Here is a 20,502-nt window from a genome sequence, read left to right on the forward strand (position 1 = left end):
CGTTCACACGCTTTCCAGTTCCGCCTGATCCAGAATGCGTACGTCCTTGCCGCGCGCATCGACCACGCCGGCTTTCTGGAGCTTCGAGAACATGCGGCTCACGGTTTCCAGCTTGAGCCCGAGATAGCTGCCGATTTCCTCGCGCGTCATGCGCAACACGAACTGCGCCGGCGAATAACCGCGCGCCTTCATGCGCGTCGAGATGTTCAGCAGGAAGGCCGCGACGCGTTGCTCGGCCGTCATCGTGCCGAGCAACATCATCAGGCTGGATTCGCGCACGATCTCGCTGCTCATCAGCCGGTGCACATGATGCTGAATGGCTTTGACTTCGCGGCAGAGCAGTTCCAGCAGGTCGAAAGGAATGATGCATACGACGCTGTCTTCGAGCGCGATCGCATCGCAACTGTGGTGGTCCGAGCTCACGCCATCGAGTCCGAGCGCGTCGCCCGCGAGGTAGAAGCCCGTGAGCTGCTCTTGTCCTTCGCGGTGCAGCACCACGGTCTTGAAGCAGCCGCTGCGCACCGCATAAAGGCTCTGGAACGCGTCGCCGCAACGGTAGAGTGATTCGCCGCGCCGCACGGTGCGCGTCGAGCAGATGATGGCATCGAGACGCGCGGATTCATCCGGCGTGAGCCCGCTCGGCATGCAGACGCGCTGCATCGAGCAGGTCGAACAGCGTACGGACTTGTGCTTGATGTCGCAGCCGGCGCGATCGGCGCTATTGGCGGAACGGGTGAAATGGGTTGAATGGGCGATCTGATACACGCGGCGCGAGGCCGGTGCCGTTGCGGGTGACGCAGCAGTTCTGCCATCGCTTACCTGAAACATGACGCCTCCTGTCGAACTCGATTCGCGCACGCGTGCCAGCTTCGATCGCAAGGCCCGACAGCCTAGATGCGCAACGGTTGGTTGATGCATCGAATTATTTGCCGCGCCATCTCAAAAATATATCGGCGCGCGTGGAAAGTTCGGTAGGCGTTTCCGAAGCGGTGTAGGGAAATCCTGACAAGCCTCTCGCTCAAACGTCGCGGCTTGCGTCGTTCGCGCCGCTCGCGTCGCTCGCGTCGCTGTCGTCCGTGTCGTCGTCCAGCAGCTTGTGCCGCACGGCATAACGCACGAGCGCGGCCTCGTGCGGCATGTTCATTTTTTCGAGGATGCGCGCTTTATACGTGCTGACCGTCTTCGCGCTCACGTACAGGGCGTCGCCGATCTCGTTGATGGATTCGCCCGCGCACAGCCGCCGGAACACGTCGAACTCGCGGTCGGACAGGCGCTGATGCGGAAGCGCGTCGGCCGGTTCGGCGAGGCTTTGCGCCATGCGCTCGGCCATGGCGAGGCTGACATACGCGCCGCCCGCCGCGACCTTCGCGAGCGCCGCAACCAGTTCCGCGCTCGCGCTTTCCTTGGTCAGATAACCCGACGCCCCAGCCTTGAACGCCCGCGCCGCGTATTGCTGTTCGGCGTGCATCGTGAGCACGAGGATGCGCAGCGCGGGCCGTTCTTCCTTGATCTGCTTCAGCAGGTCGAGCCCGTGGCGGCCGGGCATCGACAGGTCGAGCACGAGCACGTTCGCATCGGTCGAGCGCGCGAGCTGGAGCGTGCTCGCGCCATCGCTCGCTTCGCCTGCGACTTCGAATCCGCGCGCATTGTCGAGGATATGGCGCAAGCCTTCCCGCACCATCGCATGGTCGTCCGCAATCAGCACCTTTATCGTCATGGTTGCGATTCCTGTTCGCTCACGGCGGCAAGCGGCAGCCGGACAGTCAGCGCGAAGCCGTCGTCCGGGTTCGATTCGATCAATACCGTGCCGCCCAGCGCGTTCGCGCGCTCGCGCACGCCGAGCAGGCCGAACGACTTGCTGTTCGCGCCGGGTAACGCGGGCGCGCCCACGCCGTCGTCTTCGACACGCAGCACGCAATGGGCATGATCCGCGCCGAGCGAGAGCTTCACGCGGCTCGCGCGGGCATGCAGCACGACGTTGTCGAGCGCTTCCTCAATGATACGAAAAACGGCGGTCGCTGCGTCCGCATTGAAGGCGATCTCGCCCGTGCCGAACTCGCATTCCACGTCGATGCCCTGCCGTTGCGTGAAGTCGTCGACGAGCCAGTCGATGGCGGCGGCAAGTCCGAGATCATCGAGCATGACGGGCCGCTGATGAGCGGCTATGCGCCGCAACGAAGCGATGTTGCCGTCGATCGCACTGCGCATGCGCGCGAGCTGGCCGGCCACGTCGTCGCGCTGAGCGGCGCTGGCAGTCAGCCGCGCTTCGAGGGCGGCGACGTCCATCTTCAGCGCGCTCAGTGTTTGTCCGACATCGTCGTGCAATTCGCGCGCGATGCGCGTCCGTTCCTTTTCGCGCTCGTGCTGAAGATTAGCCGACAGCGCGCGCAGTTCCTCGCGCGAACGTTGCAGTTCGGCCTCGGCCTGCACGCGCTGAGTCACGTCGCGCAGGATGACCGTGAAGAGCTTGCCGTCGATATCGTCGATCTGGGAGATGGATGCCTCGACGGGAAACTCCTCGCCGTCCGCGCGCAGGCCGTAGAGCACGCGCTGCGCGCCCATCTGGCGGTCGGACACGCCCGTCTGACCGAAACGCCGGACCTGTTCCTCGTGCGCCGCGCGGTATCGCTCGGGGATGAAGCGCGACAGCGGCGCGCCGATGGCCTCGCTCGCCGGGCAGCGGAACACGCGCTCGGCCATCGGATTGAAGAGCACGATGCGCTGCTGCGCATCGACGGTGATGATGGCTTCGGTCGTCGAGCGAATGATGCCGTCGAGCCGCGCCTGCGGCAATGTAGCCGACGCGGGCGCGACACCGGCCGCGCGGCGGCGTATGAGGAGCACGACGTAGACGAGGCAGGCGAGCAGCGCGGCGTTAGCCAGTCCGCTCGCGATGAGCAATGCCGTGACGCGCGGCGTAAGGACCGAAGCGCTCAGCGTGCTTCGAACGACGGCCCACCACGCCGCAAAGAGTATCGCGCCGGCGATGAGAGCGGTCGCGAGCGCGACGACACGACCTGCCGAAGCAGCCGATGCCGTGACGGAATCCGGGCCTACGTTGTTGGTCATATCGGCCTGATGCGAAAGTCCGCGCGGTCGCGCTATTCGAGCCAGACCGGGCGGTGCCAGTAAGCGCGTTGTGAATGCATTATCGCCGATGCCCCGCCGACGCACGCGCAGGCTTTCGCGGTCTCAATCGCTGGCGGCAGCCGCCTGGCGTCTCGCGAGTTCCTCGGCATCGCGTCCCGGCACGAGCAACACGGGCCAGCGCGAGAGCCGCACGAAGCGTTCGGCCACGCTGCCGAGCACCAGGCGCCGCCAGCCGCGACGGCCATGCGTGCCCATCACCACGAGGTCGGCGCCGAAATCTTCCGCGCAGTGACAGATGCGCTGGGCGATGTCGTCGCCCGTCAACTGGACTTCGCCGATGAACGGCGTTCCCTCGACCCCTTCGCGATCCATGCGCTTCGCGGCTTCCGAGGTCAGGCGCCGGCCTTCTTCCATCATGGCCTCGCGCATGTCGGGATAGAAGGTGGCGGCGACGTCATAGGCGACCGGCTGCAGGTCCACCACGAAGAGCGGCCGCAGTGCGGCGTGATTGTCCCGCGCGATCTTCAAGGCTTCGTCGAACGCGTGCGCGGACGTGGGACTGCCGTCGATGGGGGCAAGAATGCGGGTGTACATGGCGGCCTCGTGGCGGGTAATCGCAGTCGCGTCGAGCGCGGCATCGGAATGACGATTCGTTCCTTGCGCCCGACTCTACCGGCCGCCGCTCGCCCGCCCTTGATGCAGATCAAGCCGGCGCAAGGCGGCGTTCGGCGCGTGATTCCTTTGATCTGACGCAAACGCGCCCAAAGGCGCGGCGCATAGAGTGAAAAGCGTCCAACGGAGAACGAACATGTCGCTCAAAGCCAGAGTGGAAGCCGCGCAGTGGGTCGTCACCTGCCAGACGGAGGAGACGCCGCGAGGCTTCATGTGCTCGATCGGCCTCGAACATCCGAACGTGGAGGGCGGGCGTTTCGCTCACCGCTTCAAACACGCATCGACGTACGTCAGCGAGAGCGATGCGTTGCTGGCCGGACTGCGAGAAGGCTTGATGTGGATCGGACTCAAGACGTCGAAGACGATTGCGGTGTAGGGGTGGTCGCATCTATGTGATACGTACGACTAAATAACAATTTGTCCACAAGCCGCGCGAGCGTTGCGCTGATTGCAACGAGCCTCGCGATCGCTGCGATCGGCGTGTTCCTGCTTCATACGTCGCATGGTGCCATTCATCGGCCGCCGCTTCAGGCGAGTCCGTTGAGCGGAAGATCGACGCTGATACGAAAGCCCTCGCCCGGGCTGCTCTGAAACGCAATGACGCCGCCGAGTTGCCGCACGCGCTCGCCCATGCCGAGCAGACCGAAGGCGTTGGCAGCGCGTGGCCCGGCGAGATTGGCCCCGCGGCCGTCGTCCTGAATCGTCAACGTGTAGCGGTCTTCCGCGCACCGTATCGCAATGCGCACCTTGCTCGCGTCGGCATGCCGAACCACATTGGTCAACGCTTCCTGCACCAGACGAAAGACGGACGTGGACGCGTCCGGTCCAAAGCCGACTTCATCGCCCGAGACGTCGAGCGTGACGTCAAGACCATAGCGGCGGCGGAAGTCGCTGACGAGCCATTCGATGGCAGCGAAGAGACCGAGATCGTCGAGCACCGGCGGACGCAGACCCGCTGCGATGCGCCGCACGGAAGCAATGACCGTGTCGATCTGCGCCTGTATGCCCTGCGTGTCGCGAAGCGAATGGCGGGCGAAACCTGCGCCGTCGCGCTGCGCATCGAGCGCCGCGATCTGCATTTTGAGCGACGCAAGTTGTTGACCGAGATCGTCGTGCAGTTCGCGCGCAATGGATGTCCGCTCGTCTTCGAGCGCAGCCTGAACATGCGCGGACAGATCGCGCGCATGCTGAAGCTCCGCGAGCCGCAAGCGGTCCGTCATGTCGCGCGTGACTTTCGCGAATCCGATTAGCTCCCCTTTTTCGTCGCGCAGCGCGGTGACGACGACGTTGGCCCAGAAGCGCGATCCGTCTTTGCGAACGCGCCAGCCTTCGTCTTCGACGCGTCCAGCTCGCGCTGCGGTGTCCAGTTCCTTTTGGGGCTTGCGCGCGGCGATATCCTCGGGCGGGTAGAAGGCGGAAAAGTGACGTCCTATGATCTCGTGCGCCTCATAGCCCTTGATGCGCCGCGCGCCGTTGTTCCAGGTCGCCACGTTGCCCTGCGCATCGAGCAGGAAGATTGCGTAGTCTTCGACGGACTCCACCAGGAGGCGAAAGTGCGCGTCCGTCGTGAGGGCAGAAGTGACCGTTTCGTCGCCCGCCGGCGCGCGGTCCGCTGACGTGGACGAATCGCAAGAACTGCGCATCTGGGATCTCCGGTGGCAGGCTGCCCGATTTACCGGTTCCCAGTGTAGACGCAGGGAATTTGTTCGTCACGCGTTCGTGCGCACGCTCCCTTTCATGACACGACGACATCGGACATCGCGCGCCGTGGCGTATGCGCGCAGCGCGGACCGCGACCGATGCGCAGCAGCAGTTGCGGCAGCGCGCTCATGCCGGCTTCCTTGCGCACGGCGTCGCGCAGAGAGTCGGTTTCGATCGGCTGATTCAGATACGACGCCGTCAGCCCGAACGACACCGCAGTGAGCAACACGCGCTCGAGTGCCTGCCCCGAAGCGAGCCACGCGGACGGATCGTCCTGCCCCGTGCCGATGCAGAGGAACATCGGCGAATGCTCGGCGAGCTCGCGATGCACGGCTGCCACGCCGCTGCCGAGATCGAACGTTCGGATCGCCGACGCGGTGATCGGCGTCGCGAAGTCGAGCAGCGCGCTCACGCCCGCTGCATAGCCGGGCATGCCGTCGCCGCGCCGGCTCGAATGGATCCAGCTTGCCAGTTCGCGCCGGAAGCGGGGATCGTGAAACTGCAGATGATCGGCTTGTGCGACAAGTTCGGCGATGTGCTCGCGTGCCGGCGCCGATGCGATGGCGGCTGCATCGACGCCTTCGTCGAGCGCGGCCTGCACGAGCGCGTCTTGCGTGTCCGCCGGAATCGGGCTTGCGTCGAACGCCTCGCGGGTCGTCACCCGCCGCGTCATGGTGTCGAACAGGGCGGCCAGCGCGCCGTCGTGCGTCCCTTCGCGCGATACACGGACGTGCGCGAGCACGTCCGGGTCGAAGTGGTCCGGAAACAGCGTGATCGCGTACCGCAGCCCGACATGTTGAATGGCGACGCGCAGATTGAAGAGCGCCGCCCCGCACGCAATGATGAGCTCGCGATCGAACGGATCGATGACGGGCAGCGAGCGCGTACGGTCCGCATAGAGCAGCACGTTCGAGCCGTCCACGACGAAACGCCACGGCTGCGCATTGTGATTCGATGGCGCGAGCACCGCATAGCGAAGCGCGAAGTGCAGTTTCGCGGCGTCGCCGGCAAGCGGTGAGAGGGACGCCTCATCGATATCCCAGGCGTCGGTCGCAATGGTCGGATGCATGGCTACGTCCTCAAGCAGATGCGCTTCGATGCGTCATCGTCGCAGACGGCGCATCAGGACGGTTGACATGGATCAACGGCGTCCGGCCACGCGTCCATAGAGTCGGAACGTGCGCCGCATGAACGCGGCCGGCGAAACGCACTGTCGGTTGATGCAGGTCAATGGCGCCGGACACGCACGACGTAGACTGATTCCGTGCTCCTGCATTAATCATGCGGGATCCTAACGGTGTGCCGAACCGACCCCTGCTCGGGCCGGTCCCCTTTCTTTCCTCGCTCTCAAGGAGACAACCGTGAGCAACATGACGCGCTTCGATCCCTTTTCGATGGAACCCGTATCCGAGATGTTTCAGGGCCTGTTTCGGCCGCTACGCGGCCTTTCGCCTGACGACACGCCGTTGAGCCACGTGAAGCTCGACGTCAGCGAAACGGACGCGGCCTATCAGGTGAAGGCCGAACTGCCCGGCGTCGACAAGAAGGATATCGATGTGAAGATCGATCGGAACACCGTTTCCATCCATGCAAAGAGCGAGCGCAACAAGGAACAGAAGGACGGCGAGCGCGTGATCCGCCGCGAACGCTATTCGGGCGAGATGAGCCGCTCGTTCTCGCTGGGTAGCGAGATCGACGATGCCGCCGCCACCGCGCAATACCAGGACGGCGTGCTCACGCTCACGCTGCCGAAAAAGGCGCCCGCCGACCAGAAGCGCCTGAAGATCAACTGACCGCCATCGACGAGGTGCGCCCCATGAAAGAGGATTGGAAGCTGAAGCAGGACGTGGAAGAAGAACTCGAATGGACGCCCGAAGTCGTCGCGGCGCGAATCGGCGTCGAGGTATCGGGCGGCATCGTCACGTTGTCCGGACATCCGCAAAGCTACGCCGAGAAGCTCGCGGCCGAGAAGGCCGTGCGCCGGGTGGCCGGCGTGCGCGCAGTGGTGGTCGAGATGGACGTGCGCCTGCCGCATCACGAGGTGCGCTATGACTCCGACATCGCGAACGCCGCGGACACCGTGCTGCGCTGGACCGTCGGGTTGCCCGAAGGCGCGGTCAACGTGCAGGTCGAAAGGGGCCATGTCACGCTGCGTGGCGATGTCGAGTGGGCGTACCAGAGTCACAAGGCCGTGCGCGCGATCGCGCATCTGCGTGGTGTCACGGGGGTGACCGACCTGATTCGCGTGCGATCCGATTTCGCGGTCGAAGACATCGGCAAGCAGATCGCAGGTGCCTTGACGCGTCACGCCGAGCGCGAAGCCAGACACATTGCGATCAAGGTCGAGGACGGTACCGTCACGCTCTCGGGCAAAGTCGGCAGTGCCACGGAGCGAAACGCGGCACGCGGCGCGGCCTGGGCGACGCGCGGTGTCACCGCGGTCATCGACAACCTGGAGTTCGGTTGATCCGTGTTCGTTACCGATCAAGACCCACACGCGCGAGCGACGCAATCGACCGCTCGCCCTGCCATCCAAAAGTAACGGAGTTCATGATGCAAGCACGCGACGTAATGACTTCTGCCGTCATCACGGTGAAGCCCGAAACCACGGTGCATGAACTGGCGCAGCTGCTCGTGCAGCACCGCATCAGCGCCGCTCCCGTCGTCGACGACGACCAGCATGTGATCGGCATGGTGAGCGAGGGCGATCTGCTCCATCGCAGCGAGAACGATACCGAAAGAAAGCCGGGCCGGCAGTCGTGGTGGCTCAAAATGATCGGCTCCGACGGAGCGGCGGATTACGTGAAGGCGAACGCTCGCACGGTCGGCGAAATCATGAGCCGGGAGCCGGTATGCGTTGATGAGGATACCGAACTGTCGGAGATTGCCTCCGTGCTCGAAAGTCACCACATCAAGCGCGTGCCGGTGTTGCGCGGCGGGCGGCTCGCAGGCATTGTCAGCCGGTCGAATCTGGTGCAGGCGATCGCGTCGGCCGCTGTCGAGGATGCCGCCGCGCCTGCATCGGCGAGCGACAAGGAAATCCGCGCGATGCTGATGGGCGAACTGGCGGGACGCGGCTGGGCGTTTCCCGGCCGCAATATCGTCGTGCGCGACGGTGTGGTGCATCTGTGGGGCACGGTCTGGTCGAGCGATCAGCTCGATGCCATGCGCGTCGCGGCCGAACGCACGCCCGGCGTGAAGCAGGTGGAGGACCACACCATCCCGTATCCGATCATGCCGGGCATTTGAGGATCGCGGGGCGCGGCGCGCGGCGAGCTTGATAACTGTTCGCGACGCCGCGCGAGCCACCCGATGTGGAGCATTGCGATGATTGCAGAATTGACACTCGACGCGCCCGTGCGCTTCGCACCCGACCGAATCGAATTCGTCGGCAGCATCGGTGGAAGACCGCAAAGCTTTGCTGTCGATGCCGATGTCTTCAAGGAGCTATTGCAGGTCGCGCATATCGAGCCGGCCAGCATGAAGAACCTTTTCTGCGCGGACCCGGCGCACTTTCTGTACGTGGCCGCGCGCAAGCTCGCCCAACAGGGGCCGAGCAAGAGCCCGATTCACCTCACGCTCGCGGACTTGCTTCATTGAGTCGGATGAGCCAATTCACTCATTGGCTGAGTACCCACTGCACGAGCTTGCCCGCATCGTCGCGCGACAGCGGCCCGCCGCCGCGCTGCACGGCCGAAGGCATCGCGGTCTCGCTCCAGTGCGCGCCCCAGTGCGCTTTGCCGCCCGCGCGCAGCTTCGCCGCCAGCATGTCGCTCGCGCCCGGGACATCGCGATAACGGTCGGCGATCTGCTGAAAGGACGGCGCGCGAAACGGCGTATCCACCTTGTGACAGAACATGCAGCGTTGCTGATCGATCAGCTCGGTCGGCTCCGGCGTAGTGAACGCGAGGCAGTGCGCCGATGCGCCGAGCGAGGCGACTCCTGCAACGAAAGAGTTGATGTGCGCTCGGTTCGGCATCGCGATCACCCGTCCTGGCGCGTGTCGTCCACGGCCGGCACCGCGTTCGCAATCAGTCGGTAGAGACTGTCGAGCGTCTCCCCTTCGAACGTCGCATCGCCGAAAGGATCGAAGCGCTCTTCGAACGCGGCATCGATTCGCGCCCAGTCGCTGTCGGTCAACAGGCGCTCGGCGGCGGGGAGAATCAGGCTTTCCTCGACACGCCTGTGATTCGACGCGAACGCGACGTACTCCTCCATCAGCGTTTGCAGGTTCAGCCGTACGGCGTCGCCTTTCAACTCATAGCGCGTCAATGCATGCTCCAGGTTGCGCAATCGAACCGCGCCTTCGATATGCTCGCATTCCAGTTCGTCGAGCACATCGTCGAGATCGTCGGTGCGCTTACGCAGCGCCGCGAACAGATAACGGTCCTCCAATGGATGGTGGATCTGCTCCGGATACTCGCGTATGTAGTAGAGCATGGCGCGCAGCACGATCGGATCGGGCGGAGACGCGCCGCCGCGGAACGCACTGACGAGTTCGAGCATTGCACCCGTGATGGCGGCGAGACGCGTGTGGTCAAGCCGGAGGATACGCAGCGCAGCCCGGTCGCTTACCGGATTCATACGAACTCCTGAGGGATGCAATCGGGGTCGGTGTCGTCGACGCAATAGGCAGCTCCTTTCGATTCTTCCACCTTCACGCGATCGGTCCTTGATCTGAATCAGCCCATGGCTTTCGCAGAGGCATATCGCGCGCTTGATCGAGGTCAAGGGCACGCGCACGGCTCGACCTTAAGCTGCGACGGTGCGCGTATTGCGCATATCAATTCGCGAAGGAGCGTCGATATGAAGCCATTGAGCCGATCGCAGCGTCGTCTGCTGGAACTCCGCCTGAGAGCGCGGGAACAGGAGATCCGGGCCGCCATCCGGCGGCGCGTCGAGGATGGCGCGGCGGCGTCGTACGCTTCGCTGAATGGATCGGCGCACGATCAGGGCGACGAGGCGCTTGCCGATCTCGCTGCGGAAATCGATCGCGCGGTGAATGCTTCGGAAGCGGCGGAACTGGAGGCCATCGCGGTCGCGCACGTGCGCCTCGCGAACGGACGTTACGGCTTCTGCGCGAACTGCGGCGAGCCGATCGGATACGAACGCCTTCTGGCCCAGCCCACGGCAATGCGTTGCATCCGCTGTCAGACGCGGCATGAACACATGTTCGCAGGCCAGGCTCACTCGTCGATATAGCGCGCGAACGCGTGCATGCGGTCATCGCTTCGCTTGATCCCGGTCAAGTGTGTGGGCCGAGGTAGGCGAACAATAGCGGAAAGCCGCGCCGAAAGCCGCACATACGGCCGGCGCGATCGCCGTCATCCGGACGGCTCGATATCCGAAGGAGATCAACATGCGAGCTGCTGACATCATGACGAGGCCCGTCGTCACGGCGGATGCCGACATGACCGTGCGCGACGCCGCCAGGACGATGGTGCTGGCCGGCATCAGCGGCATGCCGGTGATCGATCGCGAGGGCGTGCTCGTCGGCATGGTGACGGAAGGCGACCTCTTGCATCGCGAAGAAATCGGCACCGGCGTCGCGCGTCGCTCGTGGTGGCTCGACCTGCTGTCATCGACGCGCAAACTCGCGGATGAGTACGTGAAGGCACACGCGCGCAAAGTAAGCGAGGTGATGAGCACGAACGTGATCACCGTCGACGAGGACTGCCCCGTCGCCCGCATCGCGGAGTTGCTGGAACGCCGGCGCATCAAGCGCGTGCCCGTCATGCGCGACGGGAAGATGGTCGGCCTCGTCAGCCGCGCGAATCTGCTCCGCGCGCTGGTGACGCTCGGACCGGCCGCATCGGTTGCGCCCGCTGCGGCCCGCAGCGACGACCGCACCATCCACGCGGCAATCATGCAGGCGATGAAAGGCGAACGCTGGGCCCTGCCTGCCGCGAGCGTGATCGTCGACAAGGGAATCGTGCATCTGTGGGGCATCGTGACGAGCGACGAAGAGGCCAAGGCTTTGCGCGTCGCGGCGGAAAACGTGCCGGGCGTGAGAGAGGTCGTGTCGCATCTCGAACTGCCGTCGATGCTGCCGGCGGGGTAGTCGCGCGTTCGGCAGCGGCAGTCGCCCAGGGTTCATTACTCATTCGAGGACAACATGAAGGCAGGACAGATTTGCACGCTCGATGTCGTGACCTGCCGTGGCGACGCCACGGCGCTCGATGCCGCCCGATTGATGCGCGGTTGTCACGTCGGCGATGTAGTGGTCGTCGATACACGGAACGGCCAGACCGTTCCGCTCGGCATCGTGACCGACCGCGATATTGCCGTGTCCGTCGTCGCGCAGGGCGTCGATGCATCGACGCTTCGCGCCTCCGACATCATGACGGCGCCCGCCGTGACCGCGTTCGACTGGGAAGACGCCTTCTGCCTGCCGCGCCGGATGCGGCGGCTCGGCGTGCGCCGCCTCGTCGTGATCGACGACGCGGGAGGCCTGATCGGGATCGTGACCGAAGACGATCTGGTGCGCTTCATCGGGGACTATCTGCTGGAACTGTCTCAGGTGAGCACGCGGCAGACGGTCATGGAAGAAAAGCGCCGGGCGTGACGCGGACGCGCCGCCCGCGACAACTCGGTGCGTAGTTGTTCACGCTATGCGCTATTTAAGCGGCCGCCGCATTCCCTCACGCAGCACACGCACTCATGTTGCATCGCAACGCTCTCGCCCGATGACGCGCGCTTCCGATTGAAGCATCATACGGCCTGAGACACGCTCGTGCGGATCGGTCTATCCCGTTCGCACGCGAGACCAGGAGAGCACGATGGACATGCGGCAACGCGAGCACATCGAGGCAGTCGTCGCGGCCACCACGCGGGCCGAAGCGCAAGTCGTGGCGCGCACGCACGAGAGCATCATCCAGTCCTCGTGGCGGCGTTGCGTGCATCAGTACGGGCTCGATCCGTCGCGCATGCAGGAGGCGCGCATCCTGCCGCAAACGCGGCTGCGCGAGCATCAGCAACGCATCGACGGCTTCGCCCGCATCGCGCGTCACGGTCTCGAAACGCTCTACGAGCACGTTGCGGGCATGGGCTACGTCGTGCTGTTGACTGATGCGCTCGGCGTGACCGTCGATTACATCGGCGATGCGAACACCGACATCGAACTGCGCCGCGCGGGTCTCTATCTCGGCGCGGAATGGAGCGAAGCCGGCGCGGGCACGTGCGCGGTCGGCACGGCGCTCACGACCGGCCAGGCGCTTACCGTGCATCAGGTCGATCACTTCGACGCCACGCATATCCCGCTGACCTGCACCGCCGCGCCGCTTTACGATTCGCGCGGCGCGCTGGCCGCGATTCTCGACATTTCGGCGCTCACGTCGCCGCAAGCGCGCGACAGTCAGAATCTCGCGCTGCAACTCGTGCGCATCTACGCGGGGCATATCGAGAACGCGAACTTCCTGCGCACGCATCGGCAGGACTGGATCTTGAAGCTGAACGCGTCGCCCGAATTCGTCGATGTCGCGCCGGAGTACCTGATTGCGCTCGATGCGAGCGGGCGTATCGTCGGACACAATCGCCGCGCGCACGCGATGCTCGCGGCGGAGATCGGCCGGCCCATCGCGCCCGGCGAAGTGGCTGCATCTCTCATCGGCGTGCCGTTCGACACGCTCTTCGATGCGCGTATCGAAGAATTGGGCCGCTTCGTGTATTCGCGGCCGAGCGAGTTGCGCGCGGTGCCGCTCGCGAAATCGGGCGGGCTGTTGTATTTGAGCGTGATGCCGCCCGCGCCATGCGTCACGCCGGCGCGCAACGCGGCGTCGCCACGCAGCGTCGAGGTGCCCGTGCCGCTCGCCGCGCTGGGCGGCGGCGATGCCGCGCTCGCGCGTCAGCTGGAACGCGCCGCGAAGCTCGTCGATTCGCCCATCAACCTGCTCATCAACGGGGAAACCGGCAGCGGCAAGGAGTTTTTCGCGAAGGCGCTGCATCGCGCGAGCGCGCGTCGCGCGGGACCGTTCGTCGCCGTGAATTGCGCGGCGATTCCGGAGACGCTCATCGAAAGCGAATTGTTCGGGCATTTGCCGAACAGCTTTTCGGGCGCGGGCGCGAAGGGCAAGCGCGGCCTGATTCAGGAAGCCGACGGCGGCACGCTCTTTCTCGACGAAATAGGCGACATGCCGCGCGAGTTGCAATCGCGCCTGCTGCGCGTGCTGGCCGAGGGCGAAGTGCTCGCGATCGGCGCGTCGCGGCCCGTATCGGTCGATGTGCGCGTGATTTCCGCGACGCATCATTCACTCGATGCGCTGATGCAGGACGGACGATTCCGCGAAGACCTGTACTACCGCCTGAACGGGGCGCGCTTCACGCTGCCGCCGTTGCGCGAGCGAAGCGACCTGGACTGGCTCATCGACAAGTTCCTCGAAGGCGCGGTCACGCTGTCCCCTGCGGCGCGCGAGCGATTGCATCGGCATGAATGGCCGGGCAATTTGCGCGAACTCAGCAACGTGCTGCGTTACGCGCGCGCGGTGTGTTCGCACGGCCTGATCGACATAGACGACCTTCCGGAAGGAATCGCAAGCGCGTCTGTGCCGGTCGACCCGCCGCGGCGGGCTATCGAGGACTTTGATCCGCACCGTCTGCCGCCCGAAGGCATGTTGCTGATGCAATACCTGCGCGCGGCAAGCTGGAACCTGAGCGCAGTCGCGCGTCAGATCGGCGTGAGCCGCATGACGCTGTATCGGCGCATGGCGCGTTACGGCATCCGCTCGCCGAATCAACGCGACGCGAATGGTCACTGACAACTGATACGCCTGTACTACCGCCGATACACCTGCCGCTGTGACACCTGTCACGGCGGCGCTTGTCACATTGCACCGAAACACGCGTTTTCTACGGGAAATCCCGCGTTATTTCGATTGGCATAGGCTTTGCCTTTATCCGCCGCACACAAGAACGACGGAGACAAGGCATGTCACAGCCGCTCGTCGGCATCATTGCCAATCCTGTTTCGGCCCGCGATATCCGGCGCGTGATCGCCAATGCCAACAGCCTGCAACTCGCGGACCGCGTGAACATCGTGTTGCGGCTGCTTTCGTCGCTGGCGTCGTGCGGCGTCGAGCGCGTATTGATGATGCCGGACCGCGAAGGCCTGAAGGTCATGCTCGAACGCCATCTCGCGCGCAAGCACGGCCCGGACGCATCGCTCGCCCAAGTCGATTTCCTCGACATGCCCGTGACCGCGCGCGTCGACGACACGTTTCGCGCCGCACGCATGATGCGCGAGGCAGGCGTCGATGCGCTCATCGTGCTCGGCGGCGACGGCACGCATCGGGCGGTCGTGCGCGAGTGCGGGCAAGTACCGATCGCGGGCCTTTCGACGGGCACGAACAACGCATACCCGGAGATGCGCGAGCCGACCATCTCGGGACTCGCGACAGGGCTCTATGCAAGCGGCCGCGTGCCGCCCGCCGAAGCGCTCGCGTCGAATAAGCGGCTCGACATCGAGATACGCGATGCGAACGGCAACGCGCGCCGCGACATCGCGCTCGTCGATGCCGTCATCTCGCACGAGCAGTTCATCGGCGCGCGCGCGCTCTGGAAGATCGACACGCTCGCCGCCGTCTACGTCTCGTTCGCCGAGCCTCAAGCCATCGGCATGTCCGCGATCGCGGGACTGCTCGAACCGCTCGGGCGTCACGAAGCGGGCGGCGTCGCGATCGAACTCGCCGCGCCGGGGCAAGGCGAATTCGTGCTGCACGCGCCGATCGCGCCGGGGCTCATCGAACCGGTGCCGATTGCGAACTGGACGCGCCTTGCTAATGGCGTGCCGCATCGCGTGAAGCAGCGCGCGGGCATCGTCGCGCTCGATGGCGAACGCGAGCTCGCCTTCGGCCCCGGCGATGAAGTCACGATCACGCTTACGGAAAACGCCTTTCGCAGTATCGACGTGGCCGCGTGCATGCGATACGCGGCTGCGTCCGGGCTGATGCGTCAGCTCGAGCTTCGCTAACTCAACCGGGAGACAACCATGACAGCGTCGCGACAGCATGCGGGCGGCTTGCCGCTCTCGAAGGAAGAACTGTTGAGCGCGTATCGCAAGATGCGCACGATCCGCGATTTCGAGGAACGTCTGCACGTCGATTTCGGACGCGGCGACATTCCCGGCTTCGTGCATCTTTATGCGGGCGAGGAAGCGGCGGGCGTCGGCATCATGATTCATCTGAACGACGGCGACCGCATCGCGAGCACGCATCGCGGACATGGGCACTGCATCGCGAAGGGCGTCGATCCTGTCGCGATGATGAAAGAGATCTACGGCAAGAAAGGCGGCTCCTGCAACGGCAAGGGCGGCTCGATGCATATCGCCGATCTGTCGAAAGGGATGATGGGCGCGAACGGCATTCTCGGCGCGGGCGCGCCCTTGATCTGCGGCGCGGCGCTCGCGGCGAAGTTTCGCGGCAAGGGCGAAGTCGGCATCACGTTCGCGGGCGATGGCGCGTCGAATCAGGGCACGTTTCTCGAAAGCCTGAACCTCGCGGCGGTGTGGAATCTGCCGGTCATCTTCGTGATCGAGAACAACGGTTACGCCGAATCGACGGCGCGCGACTATGGCACCGCGGTCGACAGCTACGTGGATCGCGCGGCGGGCTTCGGCATTCCGGGCGTGACCGTCGACGGCACCGATTTCTTCGCGGTCTACGAGGCGGCGGGAGAAGTCATCAAGCGAGCGCGTGAAGGCGGCGGACCGGCGCTGCTCGAATGCAAGATGATCCGCTTCTATGGCCACTTCGAAGGCGATGCGCAGACGTATCGCGCGCCGGGCGAACTGGACGATATCCGCTCGAACAAGGATTGCCTGAAGAAGTTCGCGGCCGCCGTCACGCAAGCCGACGTGATCTCGCCCGGAGAACTCGACGCGATCGATCGCGAAGTCGCCGCGCTGATCGACCGCGCGGTGCAGGAAGCGAAAGAGGCGCCGTTGCCGACAGCCGCCGATCTGCTCACCGATGTGTACGTCAAATATTGAATCGAGGAGACAATCATCATGGCCCGCAAACTGAGCATGAAGATGGCGATCAACGAAGCCATCGATCAGGAAATGACGCGCGATCCGAGCGTGATCGTGCTGGGTGAGGACATCGTCGGCGGCGCAGGCGCGGACGGAGAAAAAGACGCGTGGGGCGGCGTGCTCGGCGTGACGAAGGGACTCTATGCGAAGCACGGCGACAGGTTGCTGGACACGCCGCTGTCGGAAAGCGCGTATGTCGGCGCGGCGATCGGCGCAGCGGCGTGCGGCATGCGACCGGTCGCAGAGCTGATGTTCATCGACTTCATGGGCGTCTGCTTCGACCAGATCTTCAATCAGGCCGCCAAGTTTCGCTATATGTTCGGCGGCAAGGCCGAAACGCCCGTGGTGATTCGCGCGATGGTGGGCGCGGGCTTTCGCGCGGCGGCTCAGCACAGCCAGATGCTCACGTCGCTGTTCACGCATATTCCGGGGCTGAAAGTGGTCTGCCCTTCGACGCCTTATGACACGAAGGGATTGCTGATTCAGGCCATTCGCGACAACGACCCTGTGATCTTCTGCGAGCACAAGAATCTGTACGGCTTCGAAGGCGAAGTGCCCGAGAACTCGTATGCGATTCCGTTCGGCGAGGCGAACATCGTGCGCGACGGCAAGGACGTGTCGATCGTCACGTATGGATTGATGGTGCATCGCGCGCTCGAAGCGGCATCGACGCTCGCGAAGGAAGGCATCGAAGCGGAAATCGTCGATCTGCGCACGCTGTCGCCGCTCGATATGGACACCGTGCTGGAGACGGTCGAGAACACGGGACGGCTCGTCGTCGTCGATGAAGCGAATCCGCGCTGCAACATCGCAACCGACGTTTCCGCGCAGGTCGCGCAACAGGCGTTCGGCGCGTTGAAGGCGGCCATTCAGATGGTCAGCGCGCCGCATACGCCGGTGCCGTTTTCGCCGACGCTCGAAGACCTGTACATTCCGAGCGCCGCGCAGATCGCCGAGGCCGCGCGAAAAACCATGCAGGGAGGAAAGCACTAATGTCCGCAATCACACCGATCGTAATGCCCAAATGGGGCTTGTCGATGACGGAAGGCACCATCAACGAATGGCTCGTGGAGGAAGGCACGGAGATCACCGTCGGCATGCCGATTCTCGATGTCGAAACCGACAAGATCGCCAATGCCGTCGAAGCGCCCGACGCCGGCCTGCTGCGGCGCAAAGTGGCGCAGCCCGGCGAGACGCTGCCCGTGAAGGCGCTGCTCGGCGTGCTCGCGCCGTCCGAGGTGAGCGACGCCGACATCGATGCGTACGTGTCCTCTTATGTGACGCCCGCCGAGGACGAGGAACAGGGCGAGGAAGCAGCGGCGTATCACTTCGTCGATGTGGATGGCATCCGCGTGCGCTACGCATCGCGCGGCAGTGATGACGCGAGCCGCGCTGCCGTGCTCTTCATTCACGGCTTCGGCGGCGACCTCGACAACTGGCTGTTCAATCTCGACGCGCTCGCCGAGAAACATCGCGTGTTCGCGCTGGACTTGCCAGGGCATGGGCAGTCGACGCCGAAGGTACCGGGCACGTCGCTGGCCGATCTCGCGGGCTTCGTCGGCAAGTTCATGGACGCGGTCGGTCTCGAACGCGCGCATCTCGTCGGACACTCGATGGGCGGCGGCATCGCGGCGCAGATGGCCGTCGATCAGCCGAAGCGCGTGCAATCAGTCGCGCTGATTTCGCCTGCCGGTTTCGGCGAGGAAGTGAACAACGCGTACACCGAGGGCTTCGTCACAGCCGAATCGCGTCGCGAGCTGAAGCCGGTCGTCGAGCTGCTGTTCGCGAACCCTGAGCTGGTGAGCCGCCAGATGCTCGACGATCTGCTGAAGTACAAGCGGCTCGACGGCGTGAGCGACGCGCTGAGATCGCTCAACGGCGGATTGTTCGCGGGCGGCAGGCAGAGCGCGCAGCCAGGCGTGAAGCTCGCCGCGACGGAGAAGCCAGTGCTCGTGATCTGGGGCACGAAGGACCAGATCATTCCCGCCGCGCACGCGAAGCACGCACCGGAAGGCGCGACCGTGCGCGTCTTCGAAGACGCCGGGCACATGAGTCAGATGGAGAAAGCAAACGAAGTGAACGCGCTGTTGAAGGCGCATGTCGAGAAGGGCGGCTGACGTTTTCTTCGACATGCGCGCGCCCCGCTGGAGAAGCCGCCAGCGGGGCGCGCTCGACGCTATGCGCTTACTACTGCACCGGCGTCAGAATCGGTGCGCCTTGCTTCTTGAGCAGGAACACGACGAACTTCGCCGGCTGCGTCGCGCTGGCATTGCGTCCGACAGTGTGAATGTCGTCGGGGCCTTCGTGGAACGTGTCGCCAGGCTTGAGCGTCACTTCCTTGCCGCCCTTGACGCCCATGACGATGCGTCCCTCGAGCACATACACGAAGGCGTGAGCGTCATGACGATGCACGGGATCCACTGCGCCGGGCGGATAGTCGACGACGATCATCTGAAGCTCCTTGCCCGGATAGTCAGGCAACGGCTCAGAGCGAAGTGGCGTCACGCTTGCCTCTGGCGCGGCCATGACGGGCGGCGCGATCATCGAGCCGATACTCAATACGGTTGCAGCGACGCAAAGCATGCTCTTCATGACATCACTCCAAGCCGGCCTTGTCGAGCCCGAATGCCTTGTCGGCCGAACCGGGCGCCGTACGGAACGCGACATTGAGCCGGTTCCAGCTATTGATGATTCCCACGAGGAAGGTGAGGTCCGAGAGCTCCTTATCGGAATACTGGGCGCGCACGCTGTCGTAGATGTCGTCCGGCACGCCGTGAGAAGGAATGTTCGTCAGCACCTCGGCCCATTGGAGCGCGGCCCGCTCGCGCGGCGAGAACAGCGTCGACTCGCGCCAGATCGCCACGTGATGCAGGCGCAGTTCGCGCTCGCCATGAATCTTCGCCATCTTCACATGCATGTCGACGCAGAAGGCGCAGCCATTGAGCTGTGACGCCCGAATCTCGACGAGCTCGCGGATGTGCGTTTCGATCGTCGATTCCTGAAGCAGCGTGCCGAGCTGAATGAGCTTCTTCGAAAGTTCGGGCGATTGCTGAAAGTAATCGATGCGTTGCGTCATGATGTACTCCTAAGTGAATGTGTATGGTGAAAGTTCTGCGAAGACAGTCAGCCGCGTTTGACCTGGGCGAGCCGCTGATCGAGACCAATTTGACCGATGCGCGCTTCGCCGAGCGGCACGAGCGATAGTTCCTCGACCACGCCGCCGTAATACCGCGCCTTCGGGTCCGTCACGACCGGGCGTGCGTCGCCTACGGATTTCAGGTATCGCGCGATGATCTCCGCGAACGGGGCGCGATCCGGGCCGGCTATGTCGATGGTGTCGTTCAGAGGCGCCGCGAGCGCCACTTGCGAGAGGATCGCCACGATGTCATCCACGGCGATCGGCTGAAACTGGCCGTCGCCGACGCGCACTGTGCCGCTCTCCGTGCTGAAGTCGGCGATGCCCCCAATGAACTCCATGAATTGCGTGGCCCGCACGATCGTGTACGGAATACCCGCCGCCTTGATCGCCTCTTCCTGCGCGACTTTGGCGGCGAAATACGCGTTATCCGGCATGCGGTCGGTTCCGACGATCGACAGCGCGACGTGATGGCCCACGCCCGCCGCCACTTCGGCCTTGCCGAGATTGCGCGCCGAGGTGCGGAAGAAATCGAGCACCGCCTGCGGTTCCCATGACGGCGCGTTCGTTACATCGACGACGACATCCGCGTCCATGAGCGCCGTGGTGAGACCTTCGCCCGTTATGGTGTTGACGCCGGTACGCGGGGATGCAGCGAGCGCATGGTGTCCTGCCTCGTTGAGCAGTGCGACCAGACGCGAGCCGACGAGCCCCGAACCACCGATTACGACGATCTTCATGGCAGATCCTCCGATATGTCGAAGAAAACAGCGGGCGTGGTGACGCCTGAAGGTGTTCTCCGCCGTCGCATTGCCCACAACCAGTATGGGACAATGATGGTCTACAAATAAGGGGCAAGAATCGTCGATATGACTAGTCC

The 20,502-nt window shown here is 64.4% G+C and carries 24 protein-coding genes; 13 read left to right on the forward strand and 11 right to left on the reverse strand.

The window, feature by feature from the left end; translation table 11 throughout:
* Window positions 1-3: 3 nt before the first annotated feature.
* The 4 genes from fnr to LDZ24_RS19695 all read right to left on the reverse strand — a co-directional run bounded on the left by fnr (window position 4) and on the right by LDZ24_RS19695 (window position 3,684).
* Window positions 4-828: a fumarate/nitrate reduction transcriptional regulator Fnr gene (gene fnr / locus LDZ24_RS19680; RefSeq protein ID WP_248323796.1), complete on the reverse strand. Its 825-nt coding sequence runs from the start codon at window positions 826-828 to the stop codon at window positions 4-6.
* A gap of 190 nt (window positions 829-1,018) precedes the next feature.
* A complete protein-coding gene (locus tag LDZ24_RS19685; protein ID WP_248323797.1) occupies window positions 1,019-1,717 on the reverse strand; it encodes a response regulator transcription factor in 699 nt (232 codons plus the stop codon).
* Window positions 1,714-3,069 carry a PAS domain-containing sensor histidine kinase gene (locus LDZ24_RS19690; protein ID WP_248323798.1) on the reverse strand — a complete coding sequence of 452 codons (1,356 nt, stop codon included), beginning with the start codon at window positions 3,067-3,069 and terminating at the stop codon, window positions 1,714-1,716. The genes LDZ24_RS19685 and LDZ24_RS19690 overlap by 4 nt, the downstream gene beginning before the upstream one ends.
* Window positions 3,070-3,192: 123 nt before the next feature.
* Window positions 3,193-3,684: a universal stress protein gene (locus LDZ24_RS19695; protein WP_248323799.1), complete on the reverse strand. Its 492-nt coding sequence runs from the start codon at window positions 3,682-3,684 to the stop codon at window positions 3,193-3,195.
* Between the two features lie 214 nt (window positions 3,685-3,898).
* On the opposite strand from LDZ24_RS19695, the gene LDZ24_RS19700 reads away from it, so the two are divergent.
* The gene (locus LDZ24_RS19700) at window positions 3,899-4,138 is read left to right on the forward strand and encodes a hypothetical protein (protein WP_248323800.1); all 240 of its coding nucleotides are present in this window, start codon (window positions 3,899-3,901) and stop codon (window positions 4,136-4,138) included.
* A 151-nt stretch (window positions 4,139-4,289) separates the two neighbouring features.
* Here LDZ24_RS19700 and LDZ24_RS19705 read toward each other — a convergent pair whose 3' ends face one another.
* Window positions 4,290-5,405, reverse strand: coding sequence for a PAS domain-containing sensor histidine kinase (locus LDZ24_RS19705; protein WP_248323801.1), 1,116 nt, complete (start codon window positions 5,403-5,405; stop codon window positions 4,290-4,292).
* Window positions 5,406-5,497: 92 nt separating this feature from the next.
* On the reverse strand, window positions 5,498-6,532 hold the full coding sequence (locus tag LDZ24_RS19710) for a nitroreductase family protein (protein WP_248323802.1): 1,035 nt from the start codon (window positions 6,530-6,532) through the stop codon (window positions 5,498-5,500).
* Window positions 6,533-6,824: 292 nt separating this feature from the next.
* Here LDZ24_RS19710 and LDZ24_RS19715 point away from each other — a divergent pair, with 292 nt between their 5' ends.
* From LDZ24_RS19715 to LDZ24_RS19730, 4 genes are all read left to right on the forward strand, one after another.
* Window positions 6,825-7,256 carry an Hsp20/alpha crystallin family protein gene (locus LDZ24_RS19715; protein ID WP_248323803.1) on the forward strand — a complete coding sequence of 144 codons (432 nt, stop codon included), beginning with the start codon at window positions 6,825-6,827 and terminating at the stop codon, window positions 7,254-7,256.
* A 23-nt stretch (window positions 7,257-7,279) separates the two neighbouring features.
* Window positions 7,280-7,930 carry a BON domain-containing protein gene (locus LDZ24_RS19720; RefSeq protein WP_248323804.1) on the forward strand — a complete coding sequence of 217 codons (651 nt, stop codon included), beginning with the start codon at window positions 7,280-7,282 and terminating at the stop codon, window positions 7,928-7,930.
* Between the two features lie 86 nt (window positions 7,931-8,016).
* Complete coding sequence (locus tag LDZ24_RS19725; RefSeq protein WP_248324229.1) at window positions 8,017-8,712, forward strand: CBS domain-containing protein; 696 nt, start codon at window positions 8,017-8,019, stop codon at window positions 8,710-8,712.
* A gap of 78 nt (window positions 8,713-8,790) precedes the next feature.
* Entirely contained in the window at window positions 8,791-9,063 is a 273-nt protein-coding gene (locus LDZ24_RS19730; RefSeq protein WP_248323805.1) for a hypothetical protein, read from the forward strand.
* A 19-nt stretch (window positions 9,064-9,082) separates the two neighbouring features.
* Here LDZ24_RS19730 and LDZ24_RS19735 read toward each other — a convergent pair whose 3' ends face one another.
* Window positions 9,083-9,442, reverse strand: a complete 360-nt coding sequence (locus tag LDZ24_RS19735) for a c-type cytochrome (protein WP_248323806.1) — start codon at window positions 9,440-9,442, stop codon at window positions 9,083-9,085.
* Between the two features lie 5 nt (window positions 9,443-9,447).
* A complete protein-coding gene (locus tag LDZ24_RS19740; protein ID WP_248323807.1) occupies window positions 9,448-10,047 on the reverse strand; it encodes a hemerythrin domain-containing protein in 600 nt (199 codons plus the stop codon).
* A 222-nt stretch (window positions 10,048-10,269) separates the two neighbouring features.
* Here LDZ24_RS19740 and LDZ24_RS19745 point away from each other — a divergent pair, with 222 nt between their 5' ends.
* The 8 genes from LDZ24_RS19745 to LDZ24_RS19780 all read left to right on the forward strand — a co-directional run bounded on the left by LDZ24_RS19745 (window position 10,270) and on the right by LDZ24_RS19780 (window position 18,603).
* Window positions 10,270-10,665, forward strand: a complete 396-nt coding sequence (locus LDZ24_RS19745; RefSeq protein ID WP_248323808.1) for a TraR/DksA family transcriptional regulator — start codon at window positions 10,270-10,272, stop codon at window positions 10,663-10,665.
* A gap of 157 nt (window positions 10,666-10,822) precedes the next feature.
* A complete protein-coding gene (locus LDZ24_RS19750; protein ID WP_248323809.1) occupies window positions 10,823-11,524 on the forward strand; it encodes a CBS domain-containing protein in 702 nt (233 codons plus the stop codon).
* A 54-nt stretch (window positions 11,525-11,578) separates the two neighbouring features.
* Window positions 11,579-12,028, forward strand: coding sequence for a CBS domain-containing protein (locus LDZ24_RS19755; protein WP_248323810.1), 450 nt, complete (start codon window positions 11,579-11,581; stop codon window positions 12,026-12,028).
* A gap of 214 nt (window positions 12,029-12,242) precedes the next feature.
* Complete coding sequence (locus LDZ24_RS19760) at window positions 12,243-14,216, forward strand: sigma-54-dependent Fis family transcriptional regulator (protein ID WP_248323811.1); 1,974 nt, start codon at window positions 12,243-12,245, stop codon at window positions 14,214-14,216.
* Between the two features lie 170 nt (window positions 14,217-14,386).
* Complete coding sequence (locus LDZ24_RS19765; RefSeq protein WP_248323812.1) at window positions 14,387-15,427, forward strand: ATP-NAD kinase family protein; 1,041 nt, start codon at window positions 14,387-14,389, stop codon at window positions 15,425-15,427.
* Between the two features lie 18 nt (window positions 15,428-15,445).
* Window positions 15,446-16,444, forward strand: coding sequence for a thiamine pyrophosphate-dependent dehydrogenase E1 component subunit alpha (locus LDZ24_RS19770; protein ID WP_248323813.1), 999 nt, complete (start codon window positions 15,446-15,448; stop codon window positions 16,442-16,444).
* A gap of 18 nt (window positions 16,445-16,462) precedes the next feature.
* Window positions 16,463-17,479 (forward strand): alpha-ketoacid dehydrogenase subunit beta, encoded by a 1,017-nt coding sequence (locus LDZ24_RS19775; protein ID WP_248323814.1) that lies wholly within the window; start codon window positions 16,463-16,465, stop codon window positions 17,477-17,479.
* Window positions 17,479-18,603 carry an acetoin dehydrogenase dihydrolipoyllysine-residue acetyltransferase subunit gene (locus LDZ24_RS19780; protein WP_248323815.1) on the forward strand — a complete coding sequence of 375 codons (1,125 nt, stop codon included), beginning with the start codon at window positions 17,479-17,481 and terminating at the stop codon, window positions 18,601-18,603. The genes LDZ24_RS19775 and LDZ24_RS19780 overlap by 1 nt, the downstream gene beginning before the upstream one ends.
* A gap of 70 nt (window positions 18,604-18,673) precedes the next feature.
* Here the strand turns inward: LDZ24_RS19780 and LDZ24_RS19785 are convergent, their stop codons facing one another.
* From LDZ24_RS19785 to LDZ24_RS19795, 3 genes are read right to left on the reverse strand one after another with little or no spacing between them, the layout of a single operon-like run.
* Complete coding sequence (locus LDZ24_RS19785; protein ID WP_248323816.1) at window positions 18,674-19,078, reverse strand: cupin domain-containing protein; 405 nt, start codon at window positions 19,076-19,078, stop codon at window positions 18,674-18,676.
* A 4-nt stretch (window positions 19,079-19,082) separates the two neighbouring features.
* Window positions 19,083-19,562, reverse strand: a complete 480-nt coding sequence (locus LDZ24_RS19790; RefSeq protein ID WP_248323817.1) for a carboxymuconolactone decarboxylase family protein — start codon at window positions 19,560-19,562, stop codon at window positions 19,083-19,085.
* Window positions 19,563-19,609: 47 nt separating this feature from the next.
* Window positions 19,610-20,362, reverse strand: a complete 753-nt coding sequence (locus LDZ24_RS19795; RefSeq protein WP_248323818.1) for an SDR family oxidoreductase — start codon at window positions 20,360-20,362, stop codon at window positions 19,610-19,612.
* Window positions 20,363-20,502: the final 140 nt, after the last annotated feature.

This window comes from Caballeronia sp. Sq4a, assembly GCF_023170545.1.
Classification (GTDB): Bacteria; Pseudomonadota; Gammaproteobacteria; order Burkholderiales; family Burkholderiaceae; genus Caballeronia.

Coding starts and splice junctions, on each gene's coding strand:
- fnr (WP_248323796.1), bottom strand. CDS start 828: ATGTTTCAGGTAAGCGATGGCAGAACTGCTGCGTCACCCGCAACGGCA.
- LDZ24_RS19685 (WP_248323797.1), bottom strand. CDS start 1,717: ATGACGATAAAGGTGCTGATTGCGGACGACCATGCGATGGTGCGGGAA.
- LDZ24_RS19690 (WP_248323798.1), bottom strand. CDS start 3,069: ATGACCAACAACGTAGGCCCGGATTCCGTCACGGCATCGGCTGCTTCG.
- LDZ24_RS19695 (WP_248323799.1), bottom strand. CDS start 3,684: ATGTACACCCGCATTCTTGCCCCCATCGACGGCAGTCCCACGTCCGCG.
- LDZ24_RS19700 (WP_248323800.1), top strand. CDS start 3,899: ATGTCGCTCAAAGCCAGAGTGGAAGCCGCGCAGTGGGTCGTCACCTGC.
- LDZ24_RS19705 (WP_248323801.1), bottom strand. CDS start 5,405: ATGCGCAGTTCTTGCGATTCGTCCACGTCAGCGGACCGCGCGCCGGCG.
- LDZ24_RS19710 (WP_248323802.1), bottom strand. CDS start 6,532: ATGCATCCGACCATTGCGACCGACGCCTGGGATATCGATGAGGCGTCC.
- LDZ24_RS19720 (WP_248323804.1), top strand. CDS start 7,280: ATGAAAGAGGATTGGAAGCTGAAGCAGGACGTGGAAGAAGAACTCGAA.
- LDZ24_RS19725 (WP_248324229.1), top strand. CDS start 8,017: ATGCAAGCACGCGACGTAATGACTTCTGCCGTCATCACGGTGAAGCCC.
- LDZ24_RS19730 (WP_248323805.1), top strand. CDS start 8,791: ATGATTGCAGAATTGACACTCGACGCGCCCGTGCGCTTCGCACCCGAC.
- LDZ24_RS19735 (WP_248323806.1), bottom strand. CDS start 9,442: ATGCCGAACCGAGCGCACATCAACTCTTTCGTTGCAGGAGTCGCCTCG.
- LDZ24_RS19740 (WP_248323807.1), bottom strand. CDS start 10,047: ATGAATCCGGTAAGCGACCGGGCTGCGCTGCGTATCCTCCGGCTTGAC.
- LDZ24_RS19745 (WP_248323808.1), top strand. CDS start 10,270: ATGAAGCCATTGAGCCGATCGCAGCGTCGTCTGCTGGAACTCCGCCTG.
- LDZ24_RS19750 (WP_248323809.1), top strand. CDS start 10,823: ATGCGAGCTGCTGACATCATGACGAGGCCCGTCGTCACGGCGGATGCC.
- LDZ24_RS19755 (WP_248323810.1), top strand. CDS start 11,579: ATGAAGGCAGGACAGATTTGCACGCTCGATGTCGTGACCTGCCGTGGC.
- LDZ24_RS19760 (WP_248323811.1), top strand. CDS start 12,243: ATGGACATGCGGCAACGCGAGCACATCGAGGCAGTCGTCGCGGCCACC.
- LDZ24_RS19765 (WP_248323812.1), top strand. CDS start 14,387: ATGTCACAGCCGCTCGTCGGCATCATTGCCAATCCTGTTTCGGCCCGC.
- LDZ24_RS19770 (WP_248323813.1), top strand. CDS start 15,446: ATGACAGCGTCGCGACAGCATGCGGGCGGCTTGCCGCTCTCGAAGGAA.
- LDZ24_RS19775 (WP_248323814.1), top strand. CDS start 16,463: ATGGCCCGCAAACTGAGCATGAAGATGGCGATCAACGAAGCCATCGAT.
- LDZ24_RS19780 (WP_248323815.1), top strand. CDS start 17,479: ATGTCCGCAATCACACCGATCGTAATGCCCAAATGGGGCTTGTCGATG.
- LDZ24_RS19785 (WP_248323816.1), bottom strand. CDS start 19,078: ATGAAGAGCATGCTTTGCGTCGCTGCAACCGTATTGAGTATCGGCTCG.
- LDZ24_RS19790 (WP_248323817.1), bottom strand. CDS start 19,562: ATGACGCAACGCATCGATTACTTTCAGCAATCGCCCGAACTTTCGAAG.
- LDZ24_RS19795 (WP_248323818.1), bottom strand. CDS start 20,362: ATGAAGATCGTCGTAATCGGTGGTTCGGGGCTCGTCGGCTCGCGTCTG.